Here is a 15,915-nt window from a genome sequence, read left to right as displayed (position 1 = left end):
CTGCTACGACGAAGGCCGGGCCAACGCGAACGTTGGCCCGGCCTGACGCCGAACTAACAGCTAGAGCCAGGTCACTTGACGATCTTGGTGACCGAGCCGGCGCCGACGGTGCGGCCACCCTCGCGGATCGCGAAGCGGAGGCCCTCGTCCATGGCGATCGGCTGGATCAGCTTGACCGACATGCCGGTGGTGTCACCGGGCATGACCATCTCGGTGCCCTCGGGCAGGGTCACGACGCCGGTCACGTCCGTCGTCCGGAAGTAGAACTGCGGACGGTAGTTGTTGAAGAACGGCGTGTGGCGGCCACCCTCGTCCTTCGACAGGATGTAGACCTGCGCCTCGAACTCGGTGTGCGGGGTCGTGGTGCCCGGCTTGACGATGACCATGCCGCGCTCCACCTCCTCGCGCTTGATGCCGCGGAGCAGCAGCGCGGCGTTGTCACCGGCGCGACCCTCGTCGAGGAACTTCTTGAACATCTCGATCGAGGTGACAGTCGTCTTCTTCGACTGCTCCTTGATGCCGACGATCTCGATCTCGGAGTTCACGTTGATGATGCCGCGCTCGATGCGACCGGTCACGACGGTGCCGCGGCCGGTGATCGTGAAGACGTCCTCGACGGGCATGAGGAACGGCTTGTCGGTCTCGCGCTCCGGCTCCGGGATCGCCGAGTCGACGGCGGCCATGAGCTCCAGCACGGACTTGCCCCAGGTCTCGTCACCCTCCAGCGCCTTCAGCGCCGAAACGCGCACGACCGGCAGGTCGTCGCCCGGGAACTCGTACTCGGAGAGCAGCTCGCGGACCTCGAGCTCGACGAGCTCCAGGATCTCCTCGTCGTCGACCATGTCGGCCTTGTTCAGCGCGACGACGATGTAGGGGACGCCGACCTGGCGGGCCAGGAGGACGTGCTCCTTCGTCTGCGGCATCGGGCCGTCGGTCGCCGCGACCACCAGGATGGCGCCGTCCATCTGCGCCGCACCGGTGATCATGTTCTTGATGTAGTCGGCGTGACCGGGGCAGTCGACGTGCGCGTAGTGACGGTTCTCCGTCTGGTACTCGATGTGCGCGATCGAGATCGTGATGCCGCGCTGCTTCTCTTCCGGCGCCTTGTCGATCTGGTCGAACGCGAACGAAGCGTTGACATCGGGGTACGCGTCGTGCAGAACCTTGGAGATCGCCGCGGTCAGCGTGGTCTTGCCATGGTCGATGTGACCGATGGTGCCGATGTTGACGTGCGGCTTCGTCCGCTCGAACTTCGCCTTCGCCACTGGATTGTCCTCCTGGACTTCTTTTGCTGGTCCGGCCGGCTAGGGGCGGCCGGCCGGACTTACACGTCAGGGTCAAAAAGTAGCGGACCCCAGGGAATCAACCCCGGAGAGCCCGCGGTGGAACTGCGGTGCTCCGGTGTGGGGTTATTCCCCAGTCGCCTTCGCGATGATCTCCTTCGAGACGTTCGCGGGAACCTCTGCGTAGGAGTCGAACACCATCGAGTAGTTGGCACGACCCTGGGTCTTGGACCGCAGGTCACCCACGTACCCGAACATTTCCGACAGCGGGACCAGCGCCTTGACGACGCGGATACCGCTGCGCTCCTCCATGGCCTGGATCTGGCCACGGCGGGAGTTCAGGTCGCCGATCACGTCGCCCATGTACTCCTCGGGCGTCGTGACCTCGACGGCCATCAGCGGCTCGAGGATCGCGGGAGACGCCTGACGGGCGGCTTCCTTGAGGGCCATCGAACCAGCGATCTTGAACGCCATCTCCGAGGAGTCGACCTCGTGGTAGGCGCCGTCGAGCAGCGTCACCTTCACGCCGACCAGCGGGTAGCCCGCCAGCACGCCGTACTGCAGCGCGTCCTGCGCACCCGCGTCGACCGACGGGATGTACTCGCGGGGGATGCGACCACCGGTGACGGCGTTGACGAACTCGTAGAGCGCGCCGTCTTCCTTCTTCTCCAGCGGCTCGACGGTGACGAGCACCTTCGCGAACTGGCCGGAGCCACCGGTCTGCTTCTTGTGGGTGTAGGAGTACTTCTCCACCGCCTTGCGGATGGTCTCCCGGTACGCCACCTGAGGCTTGCCGATGTTGGCCTCGACCTTGAACTCGCGGCGCATGCGGTCCACCAGGATGTCCAGGTGGAGCTCGCCCATGCCGGCGATGATGGTCTGGCCCGTCTCCTGGTCGAGGTTGACCCGGAACGTCGGGTCCTCCTCGGCCAGCTTCTGGATCGCGGTGCCCAGCTTCTCCTGGTCGGCCTTCGTCTTGGGCTCGATGGCGACCTGGATGACCGGCTCGGGGAACGTCATCGACTCGAGGACGATGGGGTTCGCCGGGTCGGCGAGGGTCTCACCGGTCGTCGTGTCCTTCAGACCGATCACGGCGTAGATGTGACCGGCGATGGCCTCGGTGACCGGGTTCTCCTTGTTGGCGTGCATCTGGAAGATCTTCCCGATGCGCTCCTTGCGGTCCTTGGTCGCGTTGACGACCTGGGTGCCGGAGGCGACCTTGCCCGAGTAGACCCGGATGTAGGTCAGCTTGCCGAAGAACGGGTGCACGGCGATCTTGAACGCGAGCGCGGAGAACGGCTCGTCGGACGAGGCCTTGCGCGACACGACGGTCTCGCCGTCCTGCAGCGTGCCCTCGACCGGCGGGAGGTCCAGCGGCGACGGCAGGAAGTCGATCACCGCGTCGAGCATGGGCTGGACGCCCTTGTTCTTGAACGCGGAGCCGCAGAGGATCGGGTAGGCGGTGCCCTCGGCAACGATCTTGCGGAGGCCGGCCTTGATCTCCTCGACGGACAGGTCGCCCTGCTCGAAGTACTTCTCGGTCAGGTCGTCGTCGGTCTCGGCGACGGCCTCGAGCAGCGCCTCGCGGAACTCCTGCGCCTTCTCGACGAGATCCGCGGGGATCTCCTCGATCGCGTAGTCCTCGCCCTTCTGGACCTCGCCGCGCCAGGTCAGAGCGCGCATCTCGATCAGGTCGACGACGCCGATGAAGTCGCTCTCGGCACCGATCGGGATCTGGATCGGGAGGGGCTTGGCGCCCAGGCGCTCGGAGATGGTGCGGATGGTGAAGTAGAAGTCCGCGCCGAGCTTGTCCATCTTGTTGACGAAGCAGATGCGCGGGACGTCGTACTTGGTCGCCTGCCGCCAGACCTGCTCGGACTGCGGCTCGACGCCCTCCTTGCCGTCGAAGACGGCAACGGCGCCGTCGAGGACGCGCAGGTTGCGCTCGACCTCGACGGTGAAGTCGACGTGGCCGGGCGTGTCGATCAGGTTGATCTGGTGGTTCTTCCAGTAGCAGGTCGTCGCGGCCGACGTGATCGTGATGCCGCGCTCCTGCTCCTGCTCCATCCAGTCCATCACGGCAGCGCCGTCGTGGACCTCGCCGATCTTGTAGCTGATCCCGGTGTAGAACAGGATCCGCTCAGTCGTCGTGGTCTTGCCCGCGTCGATGTGGGCCATGATCCCGATGTTGCGGACCTTGGCAAGATCAGTGAGCACGTCCTGTGCCACGGGTCTTTCCCCTGTCTTGAGCTTGTGGGCTCACTAGGGCTGGGAGCGCCCGGCCTGACCGGCAGGCCGGGCGGCACATCACCAGCGGTAGTGGGCGAAGGCCTTGTTGGACTCGGCCATCTTGTGAGTGTCCTCACGGCGCTTGACGCTCGCACCGAGACCGTTGCTCGCATCGAGCAGCTCGTTCATCAGACGCTCGACCATGGTCTTCTCACGGCGCTGCCGGGAGAAGGTGATCAGCCAGCGCAGCGCCAGCGTGGTGGAGCGGCCGGGCTTGACCTCGATCGGCACCTGGTAGGTCGCACCACCGACGCGGCGGCTCTTGACCTCCAGCGAGGGCTTCACGTTGTCCAGCGCGCGCTTCAGCGTGACGACCGGGTCGGTGCCGGTCTTCTCGCGAGCACCCTCGAGGGCTTCGTAGACGATCTTCTCGGCCACGGAGCGCTTGCCGTCCACCAGCACCTTGTTGATGAGCTGGGTCACGAGCGGCGAGCTGTAGACCGGGTCAGAGATAAGCGGCCGCTTCGGGGCCGGTCCCTTGCGGGGCATCAGCTCTTCTCCTTCTTCGCGCCGTAGCGGCTGCGAGCCTGCTTGCGGTTCTTGACACCCTGCGTGTCGAGAGAGCCACGGATGATCTTGTAGCGAACACCCGGCAGGTCCTTCACACGACCACCGCGCACGAGCACCATCGAGTGCTCCTGGAGGTTGTGACCCTCACCGGGGATGTAGGCCGTGACCTCGATACCGCTGGTCAGCTTCACGCGAGCGACCTTGCGCAGTGCGGAGTTCGGCTTCTTGGGGGTGGTGGTGTAAACGCGGGTGCACACACCGCGCCGCTGCGGCGAGCCCTTGAGGGCCGCCGTCTTCTGCTTGGCCACCTTGTCCTGGCGGCCCTTGCGGACCAGCTGCTGGATCGTTGGCATTCGCCGGCTGCTTCTTCCGTCTTCTGCGGGTTCCCCTTGCGGTTCACCCTCGTGTTTCTTGATCCCTCTCTGCACCCGAGGTCGGGCGTGTCGCCCGCTACTCAGGTCCGCAAGCAACAGTTCGACTGCCACCGCGAGTGGAGGACACCGCGGCCTCACGGGCACGCGGAGCGGCCCGACATGGGTCGGGCACGAGTAGCAAAGATACCCGCCCACGTCTACCTGGGTCAAAACGGGGGTACCGCTCCCGCCCGTGCAGTAGACATGGTCCGCACATCAAGCTCTACCTGGGGGAAGCGGTTTTGTCACAGCCCACCGCCGCCTCGTCACCCGACCGTGCGGTCAGCGCCGCCGCAGGACCCGGTGGTCCGGCCGCGGACGCCGGCCCCCGGCCGCGGGCGGTGCGACTTTCGCCACAGCAGCTGTCCGACGTCCGCGTCCCGGAGGTGTGAGGCCATGTCGAAGTACCACTTCGCCGTGCGGAAGCTCGTCGCGGTCACCGCGTTGGCGCTGGTCGTCTCCGGCTGCTCGCTCTGGACCGAGCAGCCCGGCGTCGGCGAGTGCGCCAAGGTCGTGGACCTGTCCCGCGACAAGGCCGAGCTGACGAAGGTGGACTGCGCCGCGCAGGACGCCACCTACCGGCTGGTGTCCATCGAGCGCGGCGTCACCGCGCCCTGCCCCGGCGGCGACTACGTGGAGGAGGCGTCGGCGCGCAACCGCAAGACCAAGCGCAAGACGCGGGAGTGCTACTCGCTGAACGTGCGCCAGGGCGACTGCCTCCAGCAGGTCGGCGACTTCGACACCAAGCTCGCCTGCGGCACCGGCACCCGCAGGGTCACCAAGGTGGTCGACGGCAGGTCGGACCGGTCGTTGTGCGGTCCCGACGACGACACCAGGACCTACGACCGGCCGCCGACGACGATCTGCATCACCAAATGATCCATACGCCCGACAGGCCGCAGGGGCGTTCGGTACGTTGCCGCAGTGCTCGATGACGAACAGCTAGCGGCACGTAACGCAGAGTTGCGAGGCACGCTCGACACCCTGATGCGCGAGCTCAAGCAGCGCACGGACGGGTTGCGGGACGCACAGGCGGCGATCGCGGCGATGTCGGGTGTCGCGTCCTCACCGGACGGCAACGTCGTGGTGACCGTGGACGCGACCGGTGTGCTGGACGAGCTGGAGCTGGGCCCGCGGGCGTTCGACCGGGTGACCCCCGAACAGCTGGCGCAGACGATCACGCAGGTGGCCCGCCGTGCCGCTATGAACGTGCGCGAGCAGGTCAACGCCGAGATGGCCCCGCTCACCTCGGAAGAGGGCATGGTCGACCTGCCGGACGTCGTGCCGGGCGCACCGTCGCTGAAGGACTTCTTCAAGGTCGAGCAGCGCGAGGAGCCCGCCGCTCCGCCACCACCGTCCGATGAGGACTTCGGCTCCTCGGTGCTGCGCCGCGAGGCTCGCCCGGTGCAGCGCGCCGGTTCCGCCGAGTCCGACGACGAGGACTTCGGCGGCGACTCGATCATGGGCAGGGGCCACCGCTGGTGAGCGGGCACACGTGGATGGAAGCGGCCGGCGTGCGCTCGGCCGCGGCGAAGATGGGCCACGCGGGCGAGGAGATGGGCACGCACGCGGCGGCGCTGGCCCGCGGTCTCGACGCCGAGGGCCAGTGCTGGGGCAACGACGAGGCCGGCCAGAAGTTCGGCACCGACTACGCCCCCGCCGCGCAGGCCGTGCGCGAGGTGATGGCGAAGGTCGCGCAGACGTTGCAGGACATCGGGAAGAACCTCGAAGAGTCCGCGAACCTGATGGAACAGCAGGACGACTTCAACGCACGCGGCATCAGCGGTTAGCAGTCTGGGGGGATTGCTGCAATGGGCATCGAGATGCCCGCCGAGGTCCGCTGGCTCATCCCGATCGTGGTGGGCGACAGCTGGCCGGAAGGCGACGAGACGGCACTGCAACGCCTCGCCGAGGTGTGGCAGACCGCCGCGACCGACATCGACAACGCCATGCGCGAGGCGGACGAGGCCGTGGCGCAGGCCACGTCCCACATGGACGGCGAGGCCGCGGAGGCGTTCAAGAAGTACTGGGAGAAGTTCGTCAAGGGCGAGGAAGCCACCTTGCCCAAGATGAAGAACGTCTCCGAGAAGCTCGCCACCGCCTGCCGCAACTGCGCCATGCAGATCGAGTACGCCAAGCTCTCGATCATCATCGCGCTGGTGATCCTGGCCATCCAGATCGCCGCGATGATCGCCTCCGCGGTGGCGTCCTTCGGCGCCTCGACCGCAGGCATCGTCCCCGCCCAGCTGGCCACCCGCGCCGGCGTGCAGATCGTGTTCCGGCAACTGGTGCAACGGCTGATGCAGCAGGTCGGCCGCAACCTCATCGGAAAGCTCGCCGTGCAGGTGGGCATCGAGGTGGCCACCTCCGTGGCCACCGACCTCGCCGTCCAGGGCATCCAGCTGGCCAAGGGCACCCGTTCCGAGCTCGACGGCAAGCTCACCCTCGACGCCGCCAAGTCGGGCCTCATCTCCGGCGCCGTCGGCTTCGGCGTGGGCGCCGGCGCGGGCAAGGCCCTCGGCGACGGCGTAGGCGACTCGATCGGCCGCTCCATCGGCCGCAACGCCGCCGAGGAAGCCCTCATCGGCGCCGGCTCCGCTCTGGCCGAGGGTGCCCTGTCCGAGGAGGGCATCCAGGCCGGGGACGTCCTCTTCGGCGCCACGTCGGGGGCGGTGAGCGGCAGCGTTTCCGGCCTCAAGTCGGGCATGGAGGGCGTGAACGCCGACTTCGACGCCCCTGCGGCCGGCGACATGCCCACGGCACGCCCCGACGGTCCGCCCGCTGCGCCGTCCGCTCCCCCGGTCGCCCCTCCTGCGGCGTCTTCCGCTCCCGCAGTCGCACCTCCTGCGGCGCCGTCCGCTCCCCCGATCACCCCTCCTGCGGCGGCTTCGACCGCGCCGTCCGGGTCGGACAGCCCTCCCCCGCCGCGTGCCGCGGACGCGGTGAACACGTCGTTCGCGGGCCCACCCACCGACCAGCCGGCGCACCGCCCGGCCACGCCCGAAGCGGCCCCGTCCTCCGCTGCCCCGTCCTCCGCGGCGGCTGCTCCGCAGCAACCGCAGGGCTTTCAGCACGCTCCCGCACAGACCGGTCCAGCGCCGCAGGGTCCGGGCCAGCAGAGTCCGGGCCAGCAGGGCTCACCCGCCGCGGCTCGCTCGGTGCCGACGACGGCCCCCTCGGCCTTCTCACCGAGCAGCGCACCCGTCTCGACGCCGGGTGGGCACGCCGGCAACTCGCCGACCAACGCCGGTCCTCACCCGTCCGGCAGCAGCCACCAGCCCGTGCCCGCCGGCAGCAGCACGTCCGCACCCCACGGCCACACCGGCCCGGCACCGTCGGCCCCTGCCCCCGGCACCCACGCGACAACCGGCCCGGTCCCGTCCGGCCCCGCCTCCCACGGCAACCACGCGCCGAACGCCTCCGCCCCCTTCCAGCCGGCACCGACGACCTCGGCCCCACCGCCGACCGCTCCGCGCACACCGCCGGCGGACGGCGTGCACCAGGCGGCGACGCCGGCGCCTCTGCTCCCGCCGACGCACCGCACCGCCAACGACGTCCCCCAGCACCAGCCTGCCCACGTGCCGCCACAGCACGCCCAGACCTCCCCGCCGCAGCACGGTCAGGTGCCACCGCCGCAGCACCGCTCCGCTCCACCGGCAGCCGCTCCGGCACCGCACCGCGCTCCCCAGCCTCCCCCGTCCCCGCACCGGCCGGCCCACCCCGCGGGCCCGTCACCGCACGCCCGTCCGTTGCCTCCAGCCGGACCGTCCCCGCACCCCGCGCACGCACCACAGCCGCCTGCCGACGCCGCCTCGCCGCACGAACGGCCCGCGCGCACGCCGTGGGAGGAGCACAAGAGGCTGCGGAGCCCGGTGCCGCTGCCGGACCGCTTCGAGCACCTGCGGGACGACGTCAGGCACACCCGGTCCGGCCTGTCGCTGCACGACGACGAGTTCAAGGCCTACTCGCAGTCGGCGGCGATGGTCGCCCCCGACCCGCACCGCTACACCGTTGACCTGCACGGTTCCACCGACGACGTCCGGGTGGGCGGCACCAGGCTGACGCCGGAGGACCTCGCCGACATCATCAGGTCGAGCGGCGACTGGGACGGCAGGCAGCCGATCCGCCTGGTCTCCTGCCAGACCGGCACGAGGTCGGACGGGTTCGCGGCCCGGCTGAGCCAGGAGCTCGGAGTCGACGTCGTCTCCCCCACCAAGGACGCGTGGGTCGACGACATGGGCAACGTCTTCGCGAGCTCGTCGCACTTCGACCACGTCCGCGGCGACTTCTCCCCCGGCTGGCCGCCGAACGGCGACTGGGTCACCTTCAAGCCGGACGGCACCAGCACCCGGCACGACCGCCCGACCCCGCCCGGCACGACCCCCACGTGGGGCGGCGCGACACCGGAGCACCGTCCGCGCGCATGGCGCCGCGGCGAACCGACGGACTGGATGCGCGACGCGTCCGGCGAGTGGCACCCGGTGCAGCCGGACGGCCACCAGCGACCGGTCCACCCCGGCGCACCGCCACCGGGCTGGTCGGACCGGCAGCCACCGCGGCGGCAGGGACCTCCACCGGGGCTGCCGCCTCGCAGTGGAACGCCCGTGGGCGGGATGCCTCCGGGTGGGGTTCCGCAGCGCCCGGCCCACGGTCCCGGCCAGCCGTGGGCAGGGCAGCAACGCCCGCAGCACGGAGCCGACCCGCGCACGTGGCACCAGCAGCAACGCCCGCTCCAGCCACCGGTCGGCCGGCACCCGCAAGCAGGGCAGCACCCCCAGGCGGGACCGCGTCCGCGGCAGGCCGGACCACGCCCGCAGGCCGGACCACCTCCGCAGGCAGGGCCTCGCCCGCAAGCCGGACAACATCCACAGCCTGGTCAGCACCCGCAGACCGGTCAGCACCCGCAGCCCGCGCCACGTCCGCACACCGGCCAACACCCGCAGGCCAGGTCACACCCGGCAGCTGGGCAACACCCACAGGCCTGGCAACACCCACAGGCCGGACCACGTCCGCACACCGGCCAGCACCCGCAACAGGGCAGGCCCGCACCACAGCAGGGCCAGCCCCCGCAGCACCACGGTCACCCGCAGCACAACGGCTACCCGCAACACCACAGCCACCCACAGCACCGCAGCCACCCGCAGCACCCCGACCAGCTGCGGCGCCCGATGGCGCCTCCCGCCGGTCACCACCCCCAGCAGGCACGGCACACCGCGCCGCCGAACGCCGGTCCTCCTCGCCCGGTGCACCCGGCACAGGGCCCGCAGCCACCTCGCCGGCCGATGCCCCCGGGCAGCACCCAGGACCAGCCGTGGAACCGACCGGCCGATCCGGCACGGCACCAGCCGGCCCCGGTCCAGCACACGGTCCCCACCAGGGCCGACGCACCGCAGCCCAGGAGCACGGAACCGGAAGCTCCTCGACGGCAGCGGTCGCTGGAGGACATGAGCCAGGCGGAGCTGGAGCAGCACGCCGTCAAGCTCTACGCGCTGGAGCACCCCGAGCTGTCCATGGCCGAGGTGTGGATCCGGACGGCGGGCCTCGAGGTCGGTCCCGACGGCAGGTTCATCGAGCCGGACGCGGCCTCGACCGCACCCCGCGAGTCGGCGCAGGACGCGATGCAGCGCAGGTTGAACAAGGCCGCGACGGAGTACGTCGACCGGGTGTTCAAGAACAAGGGGGAGATCACCGGCGGGCGCAACGACGAGAAGCCGACCTTCACCCCCGGTGGGGAGCTGCCGCCCGGCCACACCCGCCAGGCACCGCCCGGGATGCTCGACGGCGCTCCGGTCCGGGTGGACGTCTCGGCCATCCCGGAGAAGCCGGTCTACCGCAACGTCCAGGGCCTGCGGCAGATGCTCAGCCAGCCGCTGCTGCGCATCGACGGCGGCAGTGCGGCCGACATCCACGCCGGTCAGGGCATCGCGCCGCGCAACCCCGAGGCGCTGAGCATCAACAACCACGTGGCGGGCGGCGCGATGTCCGGGTTCGGCGACAAGATCGTCACGGGCTCCGCGCACGTGTCGTTCACGATGGACGTCGACCACGCGCCCGGCCGGTTCGAGACGAACATGAGGTTCAACGCCGACACCGACGTGAAGACGGAGAGCGGGCTCAACAAGAGGGTGGAGCGGATCACGGAGGCGTACCACCCGAACGGCGTCAACGTCGACTTCACCTACCACGACGCGGGCCAGAACGGCACGCACGGGGAGTCGGAGTACGTGTTCCCCGGCGGCATGGGCAACGAGTACGTCTACCGGACCTGGGAACGCGTCACGTACTTCGACGACAACGGCGACATCCACGACACCAGCGTCGGCAACCCCCAGGTGAACGAGAACTTCAAGTGGCTCGCGGAAATGCAGGAGCTGGAGGCAGAGCTATGAGCGGGGTGCCAGAGGTGCACGTCGACTGGTACCTGGGCAGGTCCCCCCTGCCCGACGTCGACGACGAGGGCATTGCCCTGGCCGCCCGCAACCCCGGTGGTCAGGTCGGCTACTACGACCTCCACCAGCCGCGGGAGAAGCGCGACGACACCCGGACCCTGAAGGGGCTCCGCGAGGTCGGCCCGGACGGTGCGTTCACCGGTGAGGAGTGGCGCAACCCCGGTTTCGTGCCGCACCCGGACACCGCGGGCACCAGGTTCCACACGGACTTCGAACTGGAGCTGTGGCGCACGATCAACGGGTTCGTGCGGCTCGGGCCGTTCGCGCGGGCGTTCGCGGAAGCGGAGCTCATGGCCATGTGCGACGAGGGCGAGGAGCTGGTGCTCCGGCCGAACGAGCACGGCGACCGCACGCTCGACGTCTGCACCTCGTTCGTGCGGGTGCCGAGCACCTGGCCGCACTGGACGTCGGTGCGCGGCATCGACCTGATCAGGCACCTCGGCCACGGCCGCCACCACGTCGGCCTGCAGCTCAACCGGTCGTCCAAGCCGAAGCTGCGGATACCGGTGCAGACGCTGGCCGAGCTGCACCGGGCCGAGAGCGAACGAGTCAACGACCTCATGCGCGTCGGGCCGCTTCCCGCGACGCCGACGCCGATGGGCACCGCGATGCCGGGAGGACAGCAGTGAAGGCGATCTTGTCCGGTCCGCTGGGCAGGACCACGCACGCGGTCTGGTCCGACCAGCTCTGCGTCGCGCGTGCGGGGCAGGACGGTGCGCGCCAGTACGTCGTCGTCGATCCCGACCCCGACGACGACATCGCGGGCACGCCGTTGCAGCGCAGCCTCGTCGAGTCGTGGTTCACGCTCATCACCGTTGCCCTGGCCGGTGAGACCGCCGCCGAGGTCGTCGCCGCCGACGGTGCGGACCTCGTCACCAGCCCGCTCTCCCTGCGGGTTCCCCGGAGCTGGCGGCTGCGCGGGCCCGCCGGCGAGTTCGACCGGCTCTGCCAGGTGCGGGTCGACCACCTGTCCTTCCTGGACGAACCGCCCGCGGCGCACGGCGTCTCGCTGGCGTGGGGACCGCCGGGGGAACCGGACCTCGACGCGATCGTCGACGCGATCACGGCGGAGCTCGCCTCGTCCGCACCCGAGGGGTGGACGCGGATCAGCGTCGAGTGCGACGCGACGGCCGGGTGGCAGGTCCTCACGACCACGGTGACGACGGCGGACGGCGAGGAGGTGCACTGGCTGCCGTCGGCGGTGGTGAGCCAGTGGTTCCACCGGCTCAGGGCCGCGGGCTACTCCTACCCGTTCGGGGCGTGGTTCACCGCCCGCTACGTGCTGGAGGACGGCGGTCAGCCGACGCTGGCCTTCGACACCGAGGCCGAACCCGCCTGGCGGCCGTACTTCAGCGACCTCGCGGACTTCGCGGCCCAGGCCCTGCGGCACGAGCCGACGTTCTACCCGCGCAACCCCCGGTACGTGCCGGGCTGGCTCAGCGCGGCGCTGAGCACGACCGGCACGCTGAAGCCCGAGCCGCGGGCGAAGGCACCGCACCGGCCGGAGCTGCTCCTGGCGCGGGCGGTCGACGGCATGTCCGCGGACGGCGTGGCGCTCACCTACCGCACCCCGGTCGTGCGGTTCGAGAAGCAGGCGGTGCTCGACTACCTGCGCGGCGCACCGGTCGTGCTGTCCTCCCGCGGTCTCGCACCCGACCTGGTCGACCCCGAGCACCCGGAAACGGTGCCGATGGTGTTCCACACCGACGGCAGGTGGGTCTGGTCCGGTTCGATACCGCACTACCTCGAACACCACGACATCGCGCCGGACACAGCCCTGCTCGCGCACATCAGGGCCAACCGGTACCGCCCGCCCGACCGGCTGCCCTCCGCGGTCAGGGCGCGGGCACTCGCGACGGCCACCGGCAGCGCCGAGGAGGAACCGGGGCTGCAGGAGGAGTTCGAGCAGGCGGCGAGCGCCGCCCTGGACATCGCCGCCCACCTCGGCCTGGACCCCGCGCGCTACTCGGTGGGCGAGCAGGTCGACGGCGCGCTGTGCCTGGTGCGGGTCGGTGACCGCTACGCCGTGTACTGGGTGAACGAGGACGAGCGGCGGTTCTACGCCGAGTTCGACAGCCCGGGAGACGCGGCGACCTACCTGATCGGGTTCTTCTACTCCTACGCGGGATCGCTGCAACGAGCGTGATCCCCACGCGGTGGCCACCTGGTTCACTGTGCGGCGTGGACGACCTGATCGCGGCGATGGCCTCGTTGACCGGCTCTTCCGGCGACCCGGAGGTGCTGGGCGGCGACCGCGGTGACGTCGTGGTGGTGCGGGTCGGTGACGTGGTGGCCAAGGCGCACTCGGCGGACACCGACGTCGAGGCGCTGGCGCAGCGGCTGGAGATCGCGGCCGCGCACCCGGAGCTGATGCTGCCGCCGTTGCGGCCGGTGCAGTTCGTGGACGACCGGCCGGTGACGGTGTGGCCGTACGGGACGCCGGTGAGCCAGGCGGACCCGGACGCGGCGCCGTGGGAGGAGAGCGCGCAGCTGCTGGCCCAGCTGCACGCACTGCCGGCACGGGGGCCCGTGGCGGGGGCGCCGGAGCGGATCGTGCGGGCGATCAGGGCGTTGCCGCCGGAGCTGCCGCACGCGGACGTGGTGCTGGCGGCGTTCGCGGTGCTGCCGCCGCTGGGCATGTCGACGCGGGCGTTGATCCACGGCGACTGGCACCTCGGGCAGCTGGTGCACCGGGGGGCGTGGCGGTTGATCGACGTGGACGACCTGGGGGTGGGCGACCCGGTGTGGGACCTGGCCCGACCTGCGGCGTTGTTCGCGGCGGGCATCCTGCCGGCGGACCTGTGGGCGCGGTTCCTGAACACCTACCGTGAAACGGGGGGTGTGGCGCTGCCGACATCAGAATGGGAAGCGCTCAACATCCCGGCCCAGGCGTACGTTGTGCAAATGGCAGCGCGGGCACTCGTGACCGGTCTGCAGGCCGTGGAACCGCTGGTCGAGGCTTGTCGTCGGATCGCTGCGGCGCATGAGCACGACGACCGCGGCTAATATCGTTTTTGTCCGGTCCCACCGCAGGAGGCTCACCACGATGCAGTGTCCCAAGTGTCATGCGAACATGCGCACGTTCGACCGCATGGGCGTTCACATCGAGCAGTGCGACGGCTGCCGCGGCGTCTTCCTCGACTACGGCGAGCTCGAGTCCATCACCCGCCTCGAGGCCCAGATGCACACGCCGCCGCCGGCCGCTCCGGCCCCGCCGCCCGTCGCCTACCCGCAGCCGGTCCAGCCCGGTTGGGGCGCCGCGCCGCAGCAGGTCCACCACCACCACGGCGGCCACCACGGTTACGGCTACGGCCACCGCAAGCACCACGGCCTCTCCGGCCTGTTCTTCTCCTCCTGACGCCCGCGCGACGGCCCCGGACCCCCGACTCCGGGGCCGTTGACGACTACCGAGAATCAGGGCGATAATCGGTAGTCAACGGGAGGAGGAGCGATGTCCGTCGCAACCGAGGCCGCCCAGATCCGCGACCTGTTCGACACCATCGAAGAGCTCGAGTCCGTCGCGTCTTCCCTGGCGGAGGACGACGAACGCCGCCACCGGCTGGACGGCGTGGTGGCGAAGACCCTGCGCCAGGCCCCGCCGGTGCGCCCGGTGGTGGCCGGCGAGCTGCTCGACCTCACCGAGAAGACCGTGAAGGCCTGGGCCCGCGAGGGCGTGCTGGCCATCCACAGCCAGGAACCGCGCATGCTGCTCGACACCGTGCGCCTGCACGAGGTGCTGCACCTCGTGTCCGACCTCCGCCGCGCCGGCAAGACCCGCGGCCTCCTCGACGAAGTCCACCGCCGCCTCAGCGACCAGTCACTGCTCGAACGCAGCGACCTCGCCGCCTCCCTCGACGAGATGCGCAGCGGCAGGGGACGCGTGGTCCGCCCGGTCTGAGATCCCCTTTGCTCCAGGTCGTAGAAACCCACACCGCCCACGCCCAGGCAGCCGGCCTCCGCGGCCGCGCCCGCGTCGCCTACGAGCGCTTCCTCGACGAGCTCGCCCACTCCGGCTGCGCCGCCCTCGGCTACCGCGTCACCGGCCCCGAACCGCTGCCCCGCCTGTGCGTGAAGCACCTGCGCGGTGCCGACCGGGTCGTCGTCGCCTTCCCCTCCCCCGACGTCGTGTGGGTGCTGCTGGTCGGCCCGCACGACGACGATCCCGGCCTCGACCTCTACGAGGTGCTGTACGAGATGGCCGGCGTCCGCCCGCGGTTGTCGGAGAAGCGCACGAAACCGCGGTGCTGCACCGACGAGTCCGGCGTGCCGCCGCTGGTGGACGAGCAGCTGGTCGACGACCTCGTCCTGCGGGCCCGCGCGCTGGCCCGTGCCCGTCGCCGCTGATCGCTGCCACACTCGGCTGATGCGCGCCGAAGTTGTCCTGGTCCGGCATGCCCGGTCGACGCCTCCCCGCCGCGGCGGCCCTGACGAGTACCGCAGGCCGCTGACCACGGAGGGCCTGGCGCAGGCCGAACACCTCGTCGCGCACCTCGACGGGGTCAAGCCCAGCCTCATCGCCTCCAGCCCGTACCTGCGGGCGGTCCAGACCGTCGAACCGTTCGCCCGCGCGCTGGGCCTGCCCGTGCGCACCGGCCACGACCTGCGGGAGTGGGACTCCGGCATCGACCCCACGCCGGACTACGCGCGCCACTACGCCGAGAGCTGGGCCAACCCGCACTTCGCCCGCCCCGGCGCGGAGAGCCTGCACCAGCTCACGGCCCGCGCCACGGCGGTCCTGACCTCGCTCGCCCGCGAGCACCGGGACGGCCCCGTGGTCATCGGCAGCCACGGCACGTTCGTGTCCCGCGCGCTCGTCGGTTTCGGCGCCGGCACCGTGGACCACTCGTTCTCCCAGGCCATGCCGATGCCGGCGATCTACCGGCTCCGCTTCACCGACCACGGCGTCGAGGTCTCCGGGCCGGGGCTGTGACTCACCGACAATAAAAGTTGTCAAGACAGCTTGAGTTGTCC

Annotated in this window: 15 protein-coding genes; 11 read left to right on the top strand and 4 right to left on the bottom strand. The window is 70.5% G+C overall.

Going from position 1 to position 15,915, the window contains the following annotated elements; all coding sequences use genetic code 11:
* Nucleotides 1-71 precede the first annotated feature (71 nt).
* The 4 genes from tuf to rpsL form a co-directional block, all read right to left on the bottom strand.
* The gene (gene tuf, locus ACZ7CF_RS17490; RefSeq protein ID WP_360395730.1) at nt 72-1,265 is read right to left on the bottom strand and encodes an elongation factor Tu; all 1,194 of its coding nucleotides are present in this window, start codon (nt 1,263-1,265) and stop codon (nt 72-74) included.
* Between the two features lie 144 nt (nt 1,266-1,409).
* On the bottom strand, nt 1,410-3,512 hold the full coding sequence (fusA, locus tag ACZ7CF_RS17485) for an elongation factor G (protein ID WP_360395728.1): 2,103 nt from the start codon (nt 3,510-3,512) through the stop codon (nt 1,410-1,412).
* Between the two features lie 78 nt (nt 3,513-3,590).
* The gene (gene rpsG, locus ACZ7CF_RS17480) at nt 3,591-4,061 is read right to left on the bottom strand and encodes a 30S ribosomal protein S7 (protein WP_030478293.1); all 471 of its coding nucleotides are present in this window, start codon (nt 4,059-4,061) and stop codon (nt 3,591-3,593) included.
* On the bottom strand, nt 4,061-4,435 hold the full coding sequence (gene rpsL, locus ACZ7CF_RS17475; RefSeq protein WP_030473471.1) for a 30S ribosomal protein S12: 375 nt from the start codon (nt 4,433-4,435) through the stop codon (nt 4,061-4,063). Before rpsL ends, rpsG begins: the two co-directional genes overlap by 1 nt.
* Before the next feature lie 456 nt (nt 4,436-4,891).
* Here rpsL and ACZ7CF_RS17470 point away from each other — a divergent pair, with 456 nt between their 5' ends.
* From ACZ7CF_RS17470 to ACZ7CF_RS17420, 11 genes are all read left to right on the top strand, one after another.
* Entirely contained in the window at nt 4,892-5,374 is a 483-nt protein-coding gene (locus ACZ7CF_RS17470) for an LppU/SCO3897 family protein (RefSeq protein ID WP_470370026.1), read from the top strand.
* Nucleotides 5,375-5,482: 108 nt separating this feature from the next.
* A complete protein-coding gene (locus ACZ7CF_RS17465; RefSeq protein ID WP_458430186.1) occupies nt 5,483-5,980 on the top strand; it encodes a YbaB/EbfC family nucleoid-associated protein in 498 nt (165 codons plus the stop codon).
* Nucleotides 5,977-6,285 carry a WXG100 family type VII secretion target gene (locus ACZ7CF_RS17460; protein ID WP_360395723.1) on the top strand — a complete coding sequence of 103 codons (309 nt, stop codon included), beginning with the start codon at nt 5,977-5,979 and terminating at the stop codon, nt 6,283-6,285. Before ACZ7CF_RS17465 ends, ACZ7CF_RS17460 begins: the two co-directional genes overlap by 4 nt.
* A gap of 21 nt (nt 6,286-6,306) precedes the next feature.
* The gene (locus ACZ7CF_RS17455; protein WP_470370025.1) at nt 6,307-10,884 is read left to right on the top strand and encodes a WXG100 family type VII secretion target; all 4,578 of its coding nucleotides are present in this window, start codon (nt 6,307-6,309) and stop codon (nt 10,882-10,884) included.
* Nucleotides 10,881-11,573, top strand: a complete 693-nt coding sequence (locus ACZ7CF_RS17450) for a hypothetical protein (RefSeq protein ID WP_458434478.1) — start codon at nt 10,881-10,883, stop codon at nt 11,571-11,573. The genes ACZ7CF_RS17455 and ACZ7CF_RS17450 overlap by 4 nt, the downstream gene beginning before the upstream one ends.
* Nucleotides 11,570-13,090, top strand: a complete 1,521-nt coding sequence (locus tag ACZ7CF_RS17445) for a hypothetical protein (RefSeq protein ID WP_470370024.1) — start codon at nt 11,570-11,572, stop codon at nt 13,088-13,090. Before ACZ7CF_RS17450 ends, ACZ7CF_RS17445 begins: the two co-directional genes overlap by 4 nt.
* A 35-nt stretch (nt 13,091-13,125) precedes the next feature.
* The gene (locus ACZ7CF_RS17440) at nt 13,126-13,950 is read left to right on the top strand and encodes a phosphotransferase family protein (RefSeq protein WP_458430183.1); all 825 of its coding nucleotides are present in this window, start codon (nt 13,126-13,128) and stop codon (nt 13,948-13,950) included.
* The gene (locus ACZ7CF_RS17435; RefSeq protein WP_470370023.1) at nt 13,928-14,302 is read left to right on the top strand and encodes a TFIIB-type zinc ribbon-containing protein; all 375 of its coding nucleotides are present in this window, start codon (nt 13,928-13,930) and stop codon (nt 14,300-14,302) included. The genes ACZ7CF_RS17440 and ACZ7CF_RS17435 overlap by 23 nt, the downstream gene beginning before the upstream one ends.
* A gap of 93 nt (nt 14,303-14,395) precedes the next feature.
* Nucleotides 14,396-14,842, top strand: coding sequence for a hypothetical protein (locus ACZ7CF_RS17430; RefSeq protein ID WP_360395711.1), 447 nt, complete (start codon nt 14,396-14,398; stop codon nt 14,840-14,842).
* Nucleotides 14,843-14,850: 8 nt separating this feature from the next.
* Entirely contained in the window at nt 14,851-15,288 is a 438-nt protein-coding gene (locus ACZ7CF_RS17425) for a hypothetical protein (protein WP_360395709.1), read from the top strand.
* 19 nt (nt 15,289-15,307) lie between these two features.
* Nucleotides 15,308-15,874 (top strand): histidine phosphatase family protein, encoded by a 567-nt coding sequence (locus tag ACZ7CF_RS17420; protein WP_470370022.1) that lies wholly within the window; start codon nt 15,308-15,310, stop codon nt 15,872-15,874.
* Nucleotides 15,875-15,915 lie beyond the last annotated feature (41 nt).

Source organism: Lentzea sp. NPDC036955 (assembly GCF_055608005.1).
This window is presented reverse-complemented; position numbering and strand designations above follow the sequence as displayed.